General features: G+C 38.8%; 20 protein-coding genes. 13 read left to right on the top strand and 7 right to left on the bottom strand.

Features of this window, described 5'->3' with window-relative positions; all coding sequences use genetic code 11:
* The first annotated feature begins 56 nt into the window (after nucleotides 1-56).
* The 4 genes from ypfJ (at nucleotide 57) to AWM68_RS01855 (ending at nucleotide 3,297) form a co-directional block, all read left to right on the top strand.
* Nucleotides 57-896, top strand: coding sequence for a KPN_02809 family neutral zinc metallopeptidase (gene ypfJ / locus AWM68_RS01840; RefSeq protein WP_066236382.1), 840 nt, complete (start codon nucleotides 57-59; stop codon nucleotides 894-896).
* A 356-nt stretch (nucleotides 897-1,252) separates the two neighbouring features.
* Nucleotides 1,253-2,266, top strand: a complete 1,014-nt coding sequence (locus tag AWM68_RS01845; protein ID WP_331710019.1) for a Gfo/Idh/MocA family oxidoreductase — start codon at nucleotides 1,253-1,255, stop codon at nucleotides 2,264-2,266.
* A 74-nt stretch (nucleotides 2,267-2,340) separates the two neighbouring features.
* Nucleotides 2,341-2,826: a DinB family protein gene (locus AWM68_RS01850; RefSeq protein WP_066236383.1), complete on the top strand. Its 486-nt coding sequence runs from the start codon at nucleotides 2,341-2,343 to the stop codon at nucleotides 2,824-2,826.
* 15 nt (nucleotides 2,827-2,841) lie between these two features.
* Nucleotides 2,842-3,297 (top strand): SRPBCC family protein, encoded by a 456-nt coding sequence (locus tag AWM68_RS01855; protein WP_066236384.1) that lies wholly within the window; start codon nucleotides 2,842-2,844, stop codon nucleotides 3,295-3,297.
* Between the two features lie 60 nt (nucleotides 3,298-3,357).
* On the opposite strand, the gene AWM68_RS21200 is transcribed toward AWM68_RS01855, so the two are convergent.
* Nucleotides 3,358-3,531: a hypothetical protein gene (locus AWM68_RS21200; RefSeq protein ID WP_156488273.1), complete on the bottom strand. Its 174-nt coding sequence runs from the start codon at nucleotides 3,529-3,531 to the stop codon at nucleotides 3,358-3,360.
* A gap of 281 nt (nucleotides 3,532-3,812) precedes the next feature.
* On the opposite strand from AWM68_RS21200, the gene AWM68_RS01860 reads away from it, so the two are divergent.
* The gene (locus AWM68_RS01860; RefSeq protein WP_066236385.1) at nucleotides 3,813-4,040 is read left to right on the top strand and encodes a hypothetical protein; all 228 of its coding nucleotides are present in this window, start codon (nucleotides 3,813-3,815) and stop codon (nucleotides 4,038-4,040) included.
* A gap of 46 nt (nucleotides 4,041-4,086) precedes the next feature.
* Here AWM68_RS01860 and AWM68_RS01865 read toward each other — a convergent pair whose 3' ends face one another.
* A complete protein-coding gene (locus AWM68_RS01865; RefSeq protein WP_066236386.1) occupies nucleotides 4,087-4,350 on the bottom strand; it encodes a hypothetical protein in 264 nt (87 codons plus the stop codon).
* 107 nt (nucleotides 4,351-4,457) lie between these two features.
* On the opposite strand from AWM68_RS01865, the gene AWM68_RS01870 reads away from it, so the two are divergent.
* The 7 genes from AWM68_RS01870 to AWM68_RS01900 all read left to right on the top strand — a co-directional run bounded on the left by AWM68_RS01870 (nucleotide 4,458) and on the right by AWM68_RS01900 (nucleotide 9,800).
* Entirely contained in the window at nucleotides 4,458-5,087 is a 630-nt protein-coding gene (locus AWM68_RS01870; protein WP_066236387.1) for a LysE family transporter, read from the top strand.
* Nucleotides 5,088-5,417: 330 nt separating this feature from the next.
* A complete protein-coding gene (locus tag AWM68_RS01875; RefSeq protein WP_066237422.1) occupies nucleotides 5,418-6,737 on the top strand; it encodes an amino acid permease in 1,320 nt (439 codons plus the stop codon).
* Between the two features lie 95 nt (nucleotides 6,738-6,832).
* A complete protein-coding gene (locus AWM68_RS01880; RefSeq protein ID WP_066236388.1) occupies nucleotides 6,833-7,231 on the top strand; it encodes a VOC family protein in 399 nt (132 codons plus the stop codon).
* Between the two features lie 454 nt (nucleotides 7,232-7,685).
* Nucleotides 7,686-8,213 carry an AAA family ATPase gene (locus AWM68_RS01885; RefSeq protein WP_066236389.1) on the top strand — a complete coding sequence of 176 codons (528 nt, stop codon included), beginning with the start codon at nucleotides 7,686-7,688 and terminating at the stop codon, nucleotides 8,211-8,213.
* A gap of 200 nt (nucleotides 8,214-8,413) precedes the next feature.
* Nucleotides 8,414-8,866 (top strand): hypothetical protein, encoded by a 453-nt coding sequence (locus tag AWM68_RS01890; protein WP_066236390.1) that lies wholly within the window; start codon nucleotides 8,414-8,416, stop codon nucleotides 8,864-8,866.
* A 127-nt stretch (nucleotides 8,867-8,993) separates the two neighbouring features.
* The gene (locus AWM68_RS01895) at nucleotides 8,994-9,236 is read left to right on the top strand and encodes a hypothetical protein (protein WP_066236391.1); all 243 of its coding nucleotides are present in this window, start codon (nucleotides 8,994-8,996) and stop codon (nucleotides 9,234-9,236) included.
* A gap of 147 nt (nucleotides 9,237-9,383) precedes the next feature.
* The gene (locus tag AWM68_RS01900; RefSeq protein WP_066236392.1) at nucleotides 9,384-9,800 is read left to right on the top strand and encodes a hypothetical protein; all 417 of its coding nucleotides are present in this window, start codon (nucleotides 9,384-9,386) and stop codon (nucleotides 9,798-9,800) included.
* Between the two features lie 115 nt (nucleotides 9,801-9,915).
* Here AWM68_RS01900 and AWM68_RS01905 read toward each other — a convergent pair whose 3' ends face one another.
* The 3 genes from AWM68_RS01905 to AWM68_RS21820 form a co-directional block, all read right to left on the bottom strand.
* Nucleotides 9,916-10,932, bottom strand: a complete 1,017-nt coding sequence (locus AWM68_RS01905) for an ABC transporter permease subunit (RefSeq protein ID WP_066236393.1) — start codon at nucleotides 10,930-10,932, stop codon at nucleotides 9,916-9,918.
* On the bottom strand, nucleotides 10,925-11,914 hold the full coding sequence (locus AWM68_RS01910; RefSeq protein WP_082820525.1) for an ABC transporter permease subunit: 990 nt from the start codon (nucleotides 11,912-11,914) through the stop codon (nucleotides 10,925-10,927). The genes AWM68_RS01905 and AWM68_RS01910 overlap by 8 nt, the downstream gene beginning before the upstream one ends.
* Nucleotides 11,915-12,175: 261 nt before the next feature.
* Nucleotides 12,176-12,490: a hypothetical protein gene (locus AWM68_RS21820; protein WP_231868349.1), complete on the bottom strand. Its 315-nt coding sequence runs from the start codon at nucleotides 12,488-12,490 to the stop codon at nucleotides 12,176-12,178.
* 243 nt (nucleotides 12,491-12,733) lie between these two features.
* Here AWM68_RS21820 and AWM68_RS01920 point away from each other — a divergent pair, with 243 nt between their 5' ends.
* Nucleotides 12,734-13,753, top strand: a complete 1,020-nt coding sequence (locus AWM68_RS01920) for a S66 family peptidase (protein ID WP_066236395.1) — start codon at nucleotides 12,734-12,736, stop codon at nucleotides 13,751-13,753.
* 186 nt (nucleotides 13,754-13,939) lie between these two features.
* On the opposite strand, the gene AWM68_RS01925 is transcribed toward AWM68_RS01920, so the two are convergent.
* Both AWM68_RS01925 and AWM68_RS01930 read right to left on the bottom strand, forming a co-directional pair.
* Nucleotides 13,940-14,731: a TIGR00266 family protein gene (locus AWM68_RS01925; RefSeq protein WP_066236396.1), complete on the bottom strand. Its 792-nt coding sequence runs from the start codon at nucleotides 14,729-14,731 to the stop codon at nucleotides 13,940-13,942.
* Between the two features lie 41 nt (nucleotides 14,732-14,772).
* Entirely contained in the window at nucleotides 14,773-15,177 is a 405-nt protein-coding gene (locus AWM68_RS01930) for a hypothetical protein (RefSeq protein WP_066236397.1), read from the bottom strand.

Below are 15,177 nucleotides of genomic sequence, written 5' to 3' on the forward strand. Positions count from 1 at the left end.
CTTAGGGTATACAAACTAGTACATGAAAACTATTGCTTATGTAAGGAGGACACAGCATGAAGTGGAGAGGCAGGCGCGGCAGTGCAAACGTAGAAGATCGTAGAGGTATGGGTGGTAAAGGGCTTGCAGTGGGTGGCGGGCTTGGCGGTTTAATCATCGTATTGATTGTTACGCTGTTAGGCGGGAATCCTGGAGATCTGATCGGCGGTATGGGGGAATCCGATCAGCAAGCACCGTACGAGGAAACCCAAAAAGAAAAAGAAGACGCTGAATTTGTTTCGGTTGTTTTAGCAGATACAGAAGACGTGTGGACGGAAATCTTCGAGGAGCAAGGCTTGACGTACAAAGAACCAAAGCTTGTTTTATATTCAGGAAGTGTCCAATCGGCTTGTGGGACAGCAGGTTCGTCTGTTGGTCCGTTCTATTGTCCGGGTGATCAGAAGCTGTACATAGATCTAAGCTTTTATCAGGAACTTCAAGACAAGTTTGATGCACCTGGCGATTTTGCGATGGCCTATGTGATTGCGCATGAAGTGGGGCACCATGTACAGACGCTTTTAGGAAAAACTGAAGAGATCCACTCGTTGCGCTCCAAGTTAAGTGAGACCGAATACAACAAATATCAAGTGCGATTCGAACTTCAAGCCGATTATTATGCAGGAGTTTGGGCCAATCATGCACAGGATATGAACGTATTGGAGAAAGGTGATCTGGAGGAAGCCCTGAATGCCGCAAGTGGGGTAGGCGATGACACGCTTCAGAAGAAATCACAAGGCTATGTTGTGCCTGAGAGCTTCACGCATGGAACCTCCGAACAGCGAAAACGCTGGTTTTATAAGGGATTTCAGAATGGAACGATAAAAGGTGGAGACACATTTAAGGCGAAGGAGCTTTAAAATCAGTTTTTGGCTGGCTTTAGAGGATGAATCTGTCCTTTGAGGCTGGCTTTTTTGTTTGACTTTTAGTGGGGAGTTATATTTCACCAATATGGATGAAGTGTGCTGCAGAAGGATTGAGTCTGAATTGAGATTATTGAGTCTCCTGCAAATTTATTGAGTCTAAAATCAGATTATTGAGTCTCCGGCAAAATTATTGAGTCTAAATCGAGATTATTGAGTCTCCATCCATTTTATTGAGTCTAAATTAAAAAGTTGCACTGCTTCAGAATGCCCTAATGATTCAAAAAGACAAACCACCTGTCTTTTTGTTATGTATAATGAAGATAATTCTAGCGTGAGGAGTGATGATAATAATGAATGTGGCTCTACTTAGTAAGTGGCACGTGCATGCGGTGGATTATGCACGCGAGGCGACGGAAAACGAAGACATTTCGATCCAAACCGTTTGGGATGAAAACGAAGAGCGCGGAATACAGTGGGCAAAAGAGTTAGGAGTTACTTACGAGTCTGATCTAAATAAGGTGCTTGATGATCCGAACATTGATGGCGTAATCGTAACAACAGCAACGAACCGCCACAAAGACATCATCATCGCTGCAGCGAACCACGGCAAACATATTTTTACTGAAAAAGTATTGGCTTTTACTGTTCAGGAGTGCGAAGAGATTTTAGAGGCTGTCCACAAAAACAACGTACAGCTTATGGTGAATCTGCCAAGACTGACTGAAAGCTTTTACCTATACGCGCAAGAAGCTGTAGACAAAGGCTTGCTCGGAGATCTTACATACATCAGATGCCGTGTGGCGCACAACGGATCAGTGCCATCTGAAGAAAATCCAAGAGGATGGCTGCCTCAGCATTTTTATAACAAAGAAGAGTGTGGCGGTGGGGCTTTGATCGACCTTGGTGCACACCCGATCTACTTAACAAATCGTTTGGGTGGAAAAGTAAAAGCGGTAAGTGGAAAGCTGAACGAATTGTATCAACTTGGGGTGGATGACAATGCTGTCGTGATGGTCGAGTACGAATCAGGCGCGATGGGAATGATTGAAACGGGCTTTTTATCATTCGGCAGTCCGCAGCAACTCGAAATTTACGGCACAGAAGGAACATTAATGGTGGAGGCACAAGACGTTCGGGTCAAGAGTAAACATCTTGGCACAGATGAGTGGGTGACACCTACACTTCCACAGCCCATTTCATCTGGTATGGAACAGTGGGTACAGGCAATAAAAACGGGTAAGAAACCTGCCATTACAACCGAAGACATCGTGAACTTGACCGCAATTAATGAAGCAGCCGCTATCTCCAGTGCTGAAGGCCGAAGAGTGCAGCTATCAGAACTCGGCATAAAACAAGAAATTTAACAGGTTGTAAGAGGAATTTGACCTCTTGGTGGAGAATGTTTGTTCGTACACATTTTCTGCAGGAGGTTTTTTTCGTGGACCAAAAAACCATTCTATTAAGCCAGATGGCTGCCAATCACAATGAACCGAACTGGTTTGTACCGATTGAACGTGCGCTTGGCGGACTAACGAATCAACAGGCAAAAGAAAAATCAGGGGACAGTAATTCCATCTGGGAGATCGTCAACCACTTAATCTTTTGGAATGAACGTTATTTGCAGCGTTTTAGGGGAAACCCACAAACACAAAAAATTGAAAGCAATGATGAGACCTTTCACCATGAAAACGAAGAGAATTGGGATGATGCAAAAAATCAACTATTCTCAGTGTTAGCAAATTGGACGACTGCAGTAAAAGAAGCGGATGAGGAGATTTTTGAGCGCTCCGCTCATAAAGATCGTCATGACCCTTGGTACTCTGTGCTCGCGAACATCAACATCCATAATGCTTATCATATTGGGCAAATTGTAGAAATCAGAAAGTCGCAAGGAAATTGGGATTCGGAAAAAGGGGTTCATTAAAAGGAGGAACTAAACATGACAGAATTAAAGTTTGTGTATGTGACTTACATAGAGGCTGAAGCTGAAAAAGTGTGGGAAGCTCTGACAAATGGAGATCTATCCGAGCAATATTTTTTTGGAAGCAGGGTAGAGTCAGATTGGAAGGAAGGCTCACGCATCACTTACTCCAGAGGCGGCAAAGTAACCGATTGGGGAGAAATTATCACATTTAATCCCCATGAAAAACTTTCTTTTTCATGGAATAACAAATGGGACGAGGAAGAGCGTAAAACTCCGACCGTTGCTACGTTTACGCTTAAAGAGATGAACGGAATCGTGAAATTAACGCTTCGTCATGAAAATTTGATGGAAGCTGATATCGTGGAAGAAGAAGACACGTTTGTAGGATTCAACAACGGCTGGCCGATGATCCTTAGCAATTTAAAAACATTGCTTGAAACAGGCAAGACCTTGCCGCAAGTGATTGCTTAAACCAATTTTCGAATGAGAAAACGCATAGGTGTAAGGAGCCTATGCGTTTTCATTTTCTCTTTATTTTTTTACACAAAAATATAAAATTTCTACTAATTGTTCTAACATTAAGGGACTGTCGTTTCTTTCAAGGTCATCCAAGATATGTTGAAACTTAAGTGCGTCTAAGCCATTCTGTTCAATTTCTTTAAGCAGCTGCCAATGCTTGTCACTGATGCTTTCTTTAGGTTTCATATGGGTTTTCACCTACCATGCACTTGGGTTCAATTTTGCAGAACTTATTATAGAATATGCAACAGATTGGTAAATAGAAACGCTTCTTTTCATATATAGCACTTAAGAGATACAGTGAAAAAAAAGTAAAAATATAAATGTAAAAAGAGCTGCAGTTCACACACCTCAGCTCTTTTTTGGCATCTTTCAGCGTAAAAACATTACTCCTAAAAATAATAGGTTCAGTTTTAAAAAAAGGGTTCAAGGGAATAGAATTACAAACCTAAAAGGAGGTGGCTAGCATGTCTGTTTATGATCAGATCAACTCTTGCTGCAGCAGGATTGAGAAAGCAGACACGAAGGAAGACGTACTTCGCGAAGTAGATAAGCTGGACAACTACGCCTCTTATCTAAACGCAGATAAAGCAAAACGACTTCATATTTATTGTGATAACATTCGCAAACTAAATGTAGATGTGAAAACTGAAACCGTTAACCAAGCCGGGTTTATCCGAAATTTATTCTCATAGCATGAAAAATAATCCCTCGTGAATTCCATCACGAGGGATTTCAGTGTCAATCGTATCTTGTTTCCTGGATGGCTGCTTGTGTTTCATGCAAATGCCTTAAGTATTCTTTTGCATGATGCAGCTGCTTCTTTTCTTCTTCTGACGTTCCTTCTCCAGCATCATGAACAGATTGTTGAGCCGTTTCGAGCCATACCTTCGCGGTTTGAAAACAGGATGGAGTTTGGTTTGCTTGCGCTTCTATCATCGCTTCATCCGCACGTTTTACATGATCAAGAGCTTCTTGGATTTTCGGGCTGAACTGGTGATCCATTCGTCATTCACTCCTTCCTTTATAATAATTTTATGGTCTCTTTGGACGTGTTTCCGAATAAGATGAAGACAAGCATGAGTTGTCCATCATATTTGCGGAGGTCGTCTATGTTTCTTTTTATGAAATACGTGCTGTTAGGATTATCACTCGCTGCTCCAATCGGTCCAGTTAACGCTGCACAGATGGACCGGGGCATCAAATATGGTTTTTGGCAAGCCTGGATGGTAGGGCTCGGAGCTACAGTGGCAGATGCTCTATATATGCTTTTGGTCTATATGGGACTCGTCAGCTACATCAACACGCCATTCATCAAAACATTTCTATGGCTCTTCGGCAGTTTCGTCCTTCTTTATACAGGAATTGAGACCTTCAAAAAAGCAGCATCAGAAAAAGTCAGCAGTGATAAAGATTACACCGTACATAACAGCAGGAGTTTTATGGCCGGTTTTCTTATGTCGCTCACCAATCCTCTTACTATCTTATTTTGGTTAGGAATTTACGGTTCTATACTTGCAGAAACGGCAGCGAAATATAGTATGGAAAGTTTGCTGTTATATAGCGGAGCCATTTTTTGTGGAATTTTATTGTGGGATCTTACGATGGCCATCGTATCGAGTGGTTTCCGTAAATTGCTTGCTGACCGTATTTTAGATGGAATCTCGAAGGTCTCTGCTTTATCGCTTATTGGGTTTGGCATTTATTTTGGGTATAAAGGAATTGCGTTTTTGTTGTCGTAGTGCTCGTTCAGCGGCATTCATGCTCGCTTAACGAGCGCAAAATAAGATTTACGAGCGGAAAATGAAATTTACGAGCGGGAATATGAGATTTACGAGCGGAAATAAGATTTACGAGCGGAGAATAAGATTTACGAGCGGAAAATGAGATTTATGAGCAGAAAATGAGATTTACGAGCGGAAAATGAGATTTACGAGCGGAAAATAAGATTTAACAAGAGTCTTTTCTTTTTCACATGAATATTCATCAAGTAAATTCAAACAATAATACCTGTATAGCAGGAGGGTATTATTGTGAAAAAATCCAATTGTAATGGACCTGTTCAGCCTAAAATGGATAAATCAGAAGCAAAAAACATGGCGTGGTGGCAGCTTTCGCTAGTTGGTGTCGGCTGCACGATCGGAACAGGTTACTTTCTTGGGTCAACGATCGGAATTCAGCTCACTGGACCTTCAATCGTTTTCTCATTTTTATTAGCTGCAATCGGTACATATATCGTGTTTCAATTGCTTGCAAAGATGACAGCGGCAGATCCTCAAAAAGGGTCATTTTGCTATTATGCTTCCCAATCTTACGGAAGATGGGCAGGTTTTAGCTGTGGCTGGAACTATTGGGTATCCAATATATTAATCATGGGAAGCCAATTAACCGCTCTATCCATCCTTTCTCAATTCTGGTTCCCGCATATACCACTCTGGGTCTTTGCTGCTTTTTACGCTGTTCTCGCCATTGTTGTCGTGTTGGCCGGAACGAAAAAGTTTGACCAAGTAGAAAACCTGCTTGCCGTGATAAAAGTAGCGGCTATCGTCATGTTTATTATTTTAGCAATTGCGGGTCTTATTGGACTAGTGGACGGCAAAAATTATGACCTTAGCATTCCGAATACGTTTGACGGTTATTTTACAGGAGGCTTAAAGGGCTTTTGGTCTTCACTCATCTATGCTTTTTACGCGTTTGGCGGAATTGAAGTCATTGGCATGATGGCCATGCAGCTCAAAAGAACGGAAGATGCCACAAAAGCAGGGATGATCATGCTTTTGACCTTGACGATTATCTATGTTTTATCGATGGGACTTGCTGTAACAACTGTTGCGATGGATGTCTTTGATCATAAGGAAAGTCCTTTTGTAACGGCAATGGAACGTTATCACCTCAGTTTTTTTCCGCATGTATTCAACGGTGCGATTATCGTCGCGGGATTCTCCGCAATGGCAGCAGCACTATTCGGGGTAACGAACCTTTTGATGACGTTAGCAGAAGATGGGGATGCACCGAAATTATTTGCGAAAACCATAAAATTTAAAGACCTGCCTTTACCTGCGATGACTCTTGGGGCAGCAGGACTATTAGCAAGTATTATCACTGCACTCTTATTGCCAGGAAAAATCTACGAATACATTACAACAGCGGCAGGCATCCTGCTTTTATTCAACTGGCTCTTTATTATCATCTCTTCTTTAAAAATACTTAAGCAGTCATTATGGGCGAAACTGTTCTCGATTGTTGCAATTGTCTTAATTTTGTTAGCTGTTACCGGTACATGGTTCGAACATACGATTCGACCGGGACTTTATGTAAGTGTCGGAATCGCCATCCTTATCGGGATACTTTCCATCATCATTCAAAAAAGACACAGCAATCAACAAGCATAACGTTTAGGCTATCGTAAAGATAGTCTTTTTTTTGTGAAGGAATTTCGGATCTAAAGACGAAGTGTACGCTAGGGATCGAAAGGAGACGATATAAAATGTCAGGTTCAAATCAAAAAGTAACGCCATTTCTTTTGTTTCAAGGACAACAAGCCGAGGAAGCGATGAACCTATACACGTCATTGTTTATGGATTCTGAGATTAAAAATATTCTGTATCAAGAAGATGGATCAGTGCTGCACGCGACCTTTTCAATTAAAGGACAAAACATAATGTGTATAGACAGTGCGATAAAACACGAGTTCACATTTACTCCTGCCATTTCCTTATTTGTCGAGTGTGACTCTATTGATGAGATACAGCATCTATTTCAATCCTTATCTGAAAGTGGAGATGTTCTTATGCCTCTAGGAGAACTGCCTGGAATGGAGAAATTCGGCTGGGTGCAAGATTCGTTTGGTGTTTCGTGGCAGTTGAGCCTTCCATCGATTGACTAACTATAAAAGTATCAAAAGAAAGAAAGCCGTCCTCCAAGGTAACGGGTTCTCTTTTGAGGGAGAAAACAAGAAAAAACAAGCCAAATCGCATAGCAATTAGCACTATGAATCGCAACGAAATTCGTTGCGATTTTTTCTTGGTATATAAGGGTTTTGATTATAAAACACCACTTTTCTCGCCTTAATTAGCACCCTGATTCGCACACGTTTTAGCAAGATGACAATAACTATTGTCACGCTGTGAATTGGTATGCGAATTCACTTGTCAATTGACCTGCCATTTTTAGCGAAAAAGGATTAAACGGCGTTCAAACCGAATATATAATAAGGTTAAAAACGTACTGTCCTTATTCCACAAACGTGCAGGATTGTTGAATAAGGGATTAATGTCTAAGTTTGATAATTAACTAAAGGTAAATTAGGAATTCATTTCAAAATGTGAGGGAATATGCATATGTTTGAAAAATTTAATTTTGACCTAATTCATAGTGAACAAAATGATGTAACTCCTTTAGTGGTGATGATGTGTGGTGTGGCTGGTTCTGGGAAAACAACTTTTTCACAACTATTAGAAAAGGAAGGTTTTGTACGTCTTTCTATTGATGAAGAAATATGGGCTACCAATGGTCGTTGGGGGATTGACTTTCCAATGGATAAATTTGAGGAATACAGGAAAGATGCAGAAAGAAAATTACGCAACCGTTTAATAAAGCTAATTAACGATAAACAACAGGTAGTAATTGACTTCAGTTTTTGGGATCGTGTGAGAAGGAATCAATATAAAGAACTTATTGAGGATTCTGGCGGTAAATGGAAACTTATCTATCTAAAAGTTCATCCAAATGATTTACGTGAACGACTTAAGTTACGTAACAAACGTTTTGATGCAAATTCGTTCCCTATTTCAGAAGAACTTTTAACTTCTTACCTTAATGGTTTTGAAATTCCAAAAGGTGAAGGAGAAATTGTAATTAAAAATTAGACCTATCAAATAAAAACCACTAAGACTTACTTCAAACTACATTCTACTTCAACAAACGATTGCTATACTTCAATAAAGAGTGAAGCCTATTTTATTAAAGCTAAACCTAGTTAATAGCAGGTACTTAGTTATTCCACAATCGGGTGCATTTCTCAAGAAGGAGAAGGCACTTTTTTGCATGATTCCAGGGAGTTGTAGAAATGATTCAGATGATAAAAATAGCAAATTGGTTAATAGAAGTTAATGTTGAAAAGACACAGGAATTTTATAACAAAGATTTGGATGTATGTAATTGTCTATACTGCAACAATTTTGTCGCAGCGTGTAAACATTTTAATGCATCAGTATTAGATTTATTTAGAAAATTGGGGATTAATCCAGCTAAACCAGCCCATCTTTCTGAATTCCCTATTAATGAAGATGGAAATCGAAAATACATAGGACAATATCATTTGGTCGGAAGAGTGGTTAAAGGAGAGTTGTGTACTTTTTCTAAATTCAAAAAATCAAATACGATTGAAATTGAGAACTTTAAGTTTGGATTTTCAGAAGATTTAGAGTTTGTCCCAAAAAATTTTCCTTCTCCTGTTGTTCAGTTGGATTTTGATGCTAATATTCCTTGGGTTCTTAATAATAATCTAGAGTTTGATTAAGAATAAAGTCTTCTTCAACAATGTGATTTCCACCCTTTTTGAACTACGAGGTAGAAATTTGAAATAAGAAAAGTGTCATACCCTTTAGGTTAAACTAAAGTAAAATTTCATTCGGGATGTGAATTAGGTGGAAATTAAACCATCACTTAGAATTAGACCAGTTTATCGGATGATTAATAAAAGTGAGATCAATGAAGCAATTCGCTTGATAAAACTTGATATTGAAGAATTGGAAAGGGAGTTGAGTGGCAAATATCCAAGTATAGTAATGGATGCTATTGAAGATACATTGAACAGATATAAATATGATTTAGGTTATTTAGAACGAAGACTAACTAGATTGCAAAAATATAATAATCCAGATAACTAAGTTATTCCACAATCGGGTGCGTTGATCCAAGAAGGGTTAACGCCTTTATTATCGAACTTATTGAACAAACGTGCTGGATTGTTGTTGAATAAGTAGAATAAAAATCCGATGGAAATTTTAACGTCTTGTTAGAAAAGGGGCATACCATTGAGATTTAAAACCTTATTTACAGCTATTATAGCTTTTTGTTTTTTAATGACAGGTTGCTTTAATTTGGTTAAATCAACAGAGCAAAAGATAACTGTACAAAAACAAATTGCTAATAGTGATAATTATGAAGAGTTTAATGAAATCACTAATAAAAACAAGGTTCAAAAAGCAATTAAAATAGTGAAAAATGCGGATTGGAATAATGTTAAAGTAAAAATGTCTCGTTACCCTAACTATAAGTTTCAATTTCCTTTTAAGAAAAGTGAAGGTAGTGAAGATAAAACTGCTTCATATTCACTTTGGGTAAACTCTAATGGAAAGAAAATCGAGATTGTTACAGACAGCGGAAAATACGTTGAGTTAAATGAACAAGAATCAAAAGATCTATATGAAATATTAACAGAAAAAAGCTAGTACAAGATTTACCTGGGTATGGTTGTTCAACAATCGGGTGCTTTAACAGAGGATTAAAAAACGACCAGAAATAAATCTGATCGTTTTGATGATGTTCTTTTTAATATGATGAGTATTAACTTAACTTTTCAAATGAAATTTTATTACTCATTTGTTCACTAGGGATCTGTTTGTTTTTCTTTATCTTAACAGGCTCTAAACCTGTAACTCTTCTTATACCTTCTGCCATTAAGTTAGTTGCTAAAACTGTTAATGCAATAGCTATTACAGAACCAAAAACAATCCAAGGAAATGTAATAAATGAAGCCCAGCTTTTTCCTAAAAGCCCCGCCCATTCATTGTTGTTAGAGAACGCTTCAATCACTTTTGAACCTTCAGGTCCCTTGGTATTTTCTTGTTCCATTAATATGAATTTCGTACCACCAAAGAATATTTGTAGCATTGCTAAGTGTGCCAGTAGATTTAAAAGTTGAGAAATTTGTTGAACAAATAATAGGCACAGCTTAGGAATAAGATAGGGTTTTACGTGTTTCCATAGGATATGACACTTACTACCACCCAATAGGGAAGCATTTTTAATAAATTCTAAATTGTATACACCCCTGATTTCTTCTGCTACATAAAGTGCCAATATAGGTACACCCAAAAAAGCGAGTACAAATAACGTGTAATAAAACAACTCATCAAAGTCATATGCCCAGTTGAAAGCAATGTATGCTGGAGACAAAAGTAAGAAAGCAAAAATGACAACAGGTGCATAATGGTAGCTGTCAACTAAACTCTTTATACCCATTAATAGCTTATTAGGGAGTAGATAAAAGATAACGCCCATAATTGTCCCTGCTAAAATTCGTATAAACGCAAGACCAAGTGCAATTCCAATAGTAAATTTCGCACCTTCTAATAGAATAAAAATCATCTGTTTTCCATCTTTATCTGTACCAATTGGGAAGTCCAAAGAAGGGGGAAATGGTGCCATATCAATGATAAGTCCTTCACTATTATATAAATATCTGCTGTATTGAATTGATTCTGCGAACCAGTAGGTGTAAACAAAACTTCCGATGAAAACCAGTGTTAAAAAAAGGAATCCCGAAAGAAAAAAAGGATTTAAAAATACTCGTTTAAACACGATCACTTCCTCCCCTAAGTCCCAGTTGTTTTAAAGAAAATTCAAAAACAATAAAAAACAACACATAAGGAATAAAAAAGAATAGTAGTACATAAACGGTTATATCAGGTGTCATAGGACTGAATGTTGTAATGAATTTCATAACACCTTTAATGTTAAATAAAATCTCCAATACGAACAAATTGGACAAAGTGAGCCAAAAAATAGTTTTAAAGTGATTAAACAACGAAATCAGTGCATTTCTTAGTATATGAACAAGGAGAACGTAATTTCGAGACAGCCCTTTTCCTAGAGCCAAATCCACGTATAATTCCTTCTCCTCATTCTGAAAAAATAGTAAAAGATACTTTGTAAGAAAAACTGTGGGCAAAACACTTAAACATAAAACGGGTAACACCGCAGCAGAATTATTATAAAAATCAGCAATATTAAAAAGCAAAATACCCGTTTTCTTAAAGATGAAAATAACACCGTATTGAAGCAGCAATATGATAAAAATATCAGGGAGACTTTCAAAAATGAACAATCCCATTTGTGATAATCTTCTTCCTAATGATCCGAGTTTCATTATTAAAAAGGTACAAACAATTGATATACCTAGTCCAAGAAATAAGGCTGTAATTAACATAAACAACGATCTTCCATATAAATTCCAAAGTTCAGGGAAAAGCGGAACATATTCTCCATGGTCATAATATTGTGGGTTACTAAATGTAAAGAACTGATGAATTAAAACATTTATATGATCAAAATATCGTAGCCAATTTACTTCAATCGAATCATATAAAAACCAAGTATTCTTTATCAGCCCTTTATCAATTGATAATAATACGGCTAGTTGTCTGTCTATATTAAAAAATAAATAAGGTAGCGAAACAATTAATAAAATGCCTATAAAAGTTAACACGAGTTGAAAGCCAAATCTTATAAACATATAAGTCCCCATTTCAGATAAATAAGAGTTTTTTACAATATTCTCCAAAATTCATGTAAGTCCTCTTAATGTTTGGCTGTTCAAAGTTGAGATTAGGATAAATCTATTCAAACACATATTCTTTATTCAACTATCGGGTGCTTTAATTGAATAATGCTATATGAAAAAGACCAGACAAAAATCTGGTCTTTTTCAATGTCAATTACATATCCAATTATAGTGCTATTTCACCTGCTAAAAGGCTTGCGAATTACAATTTTCTCCTCCAAAAGAGAACCCGTTAACTCCAAGGAGAGCGGTTTTTTCTTATCAACCAAAACAGACGAAATTACGGATTTGAGAAAACGCATAACGTACACGCTGGCGTCGGCCATAAACCCAAATGTAGCCTGTTACACTGTTTTGACGAATCGCAACAGGGAAAAACCAGAAGTCACGCCCAAATTGGCCTTGACGTCTTAGGCCAAGAAGACCCCAACTTCCTAAACAGCTGCATAATCGTGCCCGAATCTGCGGCGGCTGAAAGGTTTGAGTGAAGAACGGCTGAGGGATCTGACTTTGCGCAAATTGTTGCGGCGGTGGAGCAAAAGGACCTGCTTCATCTTCTTCCATCTGCCGCTCCACATACTGGGACTCCTCAATAAAATGCTGGTGGTTATAAGGATATTTATTCATAATTTGATTTCCTCCTTTCTAAAAACAGTTTGTTCGATATATGCATATGATGGACGTACCTTATGAGTAGCTTGTTCGGTGTACAAAATAGTAAAATCGTTAAGAAATAGGCTGTTTATTATGGAGTGAAGGGTTTCTTCCTACTTTGTCGAATCTTAATGAACGATAAAATTAAAAGTAGGATGGCTCAAAATGATTAGATACCCTATGTTAAAAGAAAGTGCAAAGATTGGCGTAACAGCTCCGTCTTCAGGTGTGCCACCCGTTTTGCATAACATGTTCAAGCAAGCATGTGAGCGTATGGAGCAAAGAGGGTTTGAAGTGACCTGTGGAGATACGGTTTGGACACAGTCAAAGGCAAAATCAGCACCGGCAAAAGTGCGCGCAGCCGAACTAAACAAAATGTTAAGTAATAATGAGATCGACATCATCATCCCACCATGGGGCGGTGAACTGCTAATCGAGATCATGGAGCATGTCGATTTTACTACTATTCAAGACAAGTGGATTCTTGGCTATTCCGACACGAGTGTTTTAATGCTCGCTCTCACATTAAAAACAGGACTCGCAACAGCAAACGGCACGAACTTTGTGGATGTAAGAGGCGAGTATTCTGATGAGACAACGGCTATGTGGGAGAAAGTGTTAAGAACAAAAGTGGGTGAATCAGTGCTTCAGCATTCCTCAGAAAAGTATCAGAAGAAATGGCAGCACGATGCACCAACACCGTGTGTGTTTCATCTGACAGAGAAAACAAACTGGAAGACGGTATCTGGTGCAAAAGAGAAAGTTGAAGGACGTTTACTGGGAGGCTGTATCGATGTGATTCGGCATCTGATCGGTACGCCTTTTGGTGATGTGGCTCAGTTTAGAAAACAGTTTTTGAATAGTGATGAACCCATTCTGTGGTTCCTCGAAAATTGTGAGATGAACACGACCGACTTAAGAAGAACGCTCGTGCACATGAAGCTAGCGGGCTGGTTTGAAAATTGTTCAGGTATTTTGTTCGGCAGAAGCGCAGCAAACGAACCTGTTGGAGACTATACGGTGGAAGACGTGTATCAAGATATGACAGAAGATCTTGGAGTTCCGATCATTTATGATATAGATTGCGGTCATCAGCCTCCGCAGATCACGTTTGTCAACGGAGCGTATGCAAAGGTAGAAGTTGAGAATGGACGAGGGACTGTGTTGCAGCATTTTAAAGCTTAGATAGATGAAGTGGACAGTATTTCGCAGAAAGTGGACAGTAAATCCTGAAAAGTGGACAGTAAATCTTAAAAAGTGGACAGTAAACTCTTCAATCACACGTCAGCTTGCTTTTATAAGCCGATGTGCAAGCATATAAATAAGCTGACTCAATTTCGAGCCAGCTTATTTCACTTTATTCAAAAAGAATCAATCACCATTCAACATGTTGAACACGCCTTTAGCGATGCTGCCTTCATCACTGGATCCCCCGCGATGTGGTGCGGCTGCGAACACGCGGCTTGCCAGACGGCTGAACGGAAGGGACTGAATCCATACTGTTCCAGGTCCTCGTAATGTAGCAAAGAATAATCCTTCACCGCCAAATAATGCTGTTTTTACTCCCTTTACCATCTCGATGTTGTAATTTACACCGCTTGTCATAGCAACTAAACAGCCTGTGTCAACACGCAACACTTCTCCAGGAGCAAGTTCTTTCTTATGAATCGTTCCGCCTGCATGAACGAATGCCATGCCATCGCCTTCAAGCTTTTGCATGATAAAGCCTTCACCACCGAAGAAACCTGCACCGATCTTACGCTGAAATTCGATCCCAACCGATACACCTTTAGCAGCAGCTAAAAACGCATCCTTCTGACAAATCACTTTACCGCCAAGCTCGCTCAAGTCCATCGGTATGATTTTACCAGGATAAGGAGAAGCGAAAGAAACGTGCTTTTTCCCGTGATCTTCGTTCGTGAATGTGGTCATAAATAGACTTTCACCCGTCAGCACACGTTTACCAGCATTAAACAGTTTACCCATCAACCCGTTGCCGCCTCCAGATGAGCCATCACCGAAGATGGTTTCCATCTCGATGCCGTCCTCCATCATCATAAGTGCACCAGCTTCAGCGATCACCGTTTCTTTTGGATCAAGCTCCACCTCAACAAACTGCATGTCGTCACCATAAATTTTATAATCGATCTCATGATTATTCATGTTCATTTCCCCCAATAGTAATATTATGAAAATGAGACTCCTCACCATTTTTTAAAAGTTTGAGGGGTTTCATAGTCCTGGTTTAGCTTTATTTTATACAAAAGCTGGTTTGCTAATTTCTTATCTTTAATATCCTCGATAAAATCCTCACTATAAGCGATGTTCAATGTGTCGTCTTCACTTGTAACCTCAACATCAGAAAAGGTTAAAGCAGAAACAACTTCCTTCATATTTACTCCGTTTAGGAACACATAATAAAAGCTGTTCTCTTCATCTTGGTACAGGTAGATGCCGTTTTCTTGTTGTGCTGATCTAACAAATTGCTGTAGTGATTTTTCGGCAGCCTTAACATCAAGTTGTTGTATGGTGAGTTCAGAAGTGGTTTGAACTGAGGTACAGCCTGATAATAATGCGAAGAATCCTATCCCTGTTAATAACCTTTTCAT

Origin of the sequence: Fictibacillus phosphorivorans (assembly GCF_001619875.1) — a bacterium.
Taxonomy (GTDB): domain Bacteria; phylum Bacillota; class Bacilli; order Bacillales; family Fictibacillaceae; genus Fictibacillus; species Fictibacillus phosphorivorans_B.

Bases quoted from the DNA above. Each gene is read 5' to 3' on its own strand.
- ypfJ (WP_066236382.1), top strand. From the start codon at position 57: ATGAAGTGGAGAGGCAGGCGCGGCAGTGCAAACGTAGAAGATCGTAGA.
- AWM68_RS01845 (WP_331710019.1), top strand. From the start codon at position 1,253: ATGAATGTGGCTCTACTTAGTAAGTGGCACGTGCATGCGGTGGATTAT.
- AWM68_RS01855 (WP_066236384.1), top strand. From the start codon at position 2,842: ATGACAGAATTAAAGTTTGTGTATGTGACTTACATAGAGGCTGAAGCT.
- AWM68_RS21200 (WP_156488273.1), bottom strand. From the start codon at position 3,531: ATGAAACCTAAAGAAAGCATCAGTGACAAGCATTGGCAGCTGCTTAAA.
- AWM68_RS01860 (WP_066236385.1), top strand. From the start codon at position 3,813: ATGTCTGTTTATGATCAGATCAACTCTTGCTGCAGCAGGATTGAGAAA.
- AWM68_RS01865 (WP_066236386.1), bottom strand. From the start codon at position 4,350: ATGGATCACCAGTTCAGCCCGAAAATCCAAGAAGCTCTTGATCATGTA.
- AWM68_RS01870 (WP_066236387.1), top strand. From the start codon at position 4,458: ATGTTTCTTTTTATGAAATACGTGCTGTTAGGATTATCACTCGCTGCT.
- AWM68_RS01875 (WP_066237422.1), top strand. From the start codon at position 5,418: ATGGATAAATCAGAAGCAAAAAACATGGCGTGGTGGCAGCTTTCGCTA.
- AWM68_RS01880 (WP_066236388.1), top strand. From the start codon at position 6,833: ATGTCAGGTTCAAATCAAAAAGTAACGCCATTTCTTTTGTTTCAAGGA.
- AWM68_RS01885 (WP_066236389.1), top strand. From the start codon at position 7,686: ATGTTTGAAAAATTTAATTTTGACCTAATTCATAGTGAACAAAATGAT.
- AWM68_RS01890 (WP_066236390.1), top strand. From the start codon at position 8,414: ATGATTCAGATGATAAAAATAGCAAATTGGTTAATAGAAGTTAATGTT.
- AWM68_RS01920 (WP_066236395.1), top strand. From the start codon at position 12,734: ATGATTAGATACCCTATGTTAAAAGAAAGTGCAAAGATTGGCGTAACA.
- AWM68_RS01925 (WP_066236396.1), bottom strand. From the start codon at position 14,731: ATGAATAATCATGAGATCGATTATAAAATTTATGGTGACGACATGCAG.
- AWM68_RS01930 (WP_066236397.1), bottom strand. From the start codon at position 15,177: ATGAAAAGGTTATTAACAGGGATAGGATTCTTCGCATTATTATCAGGC.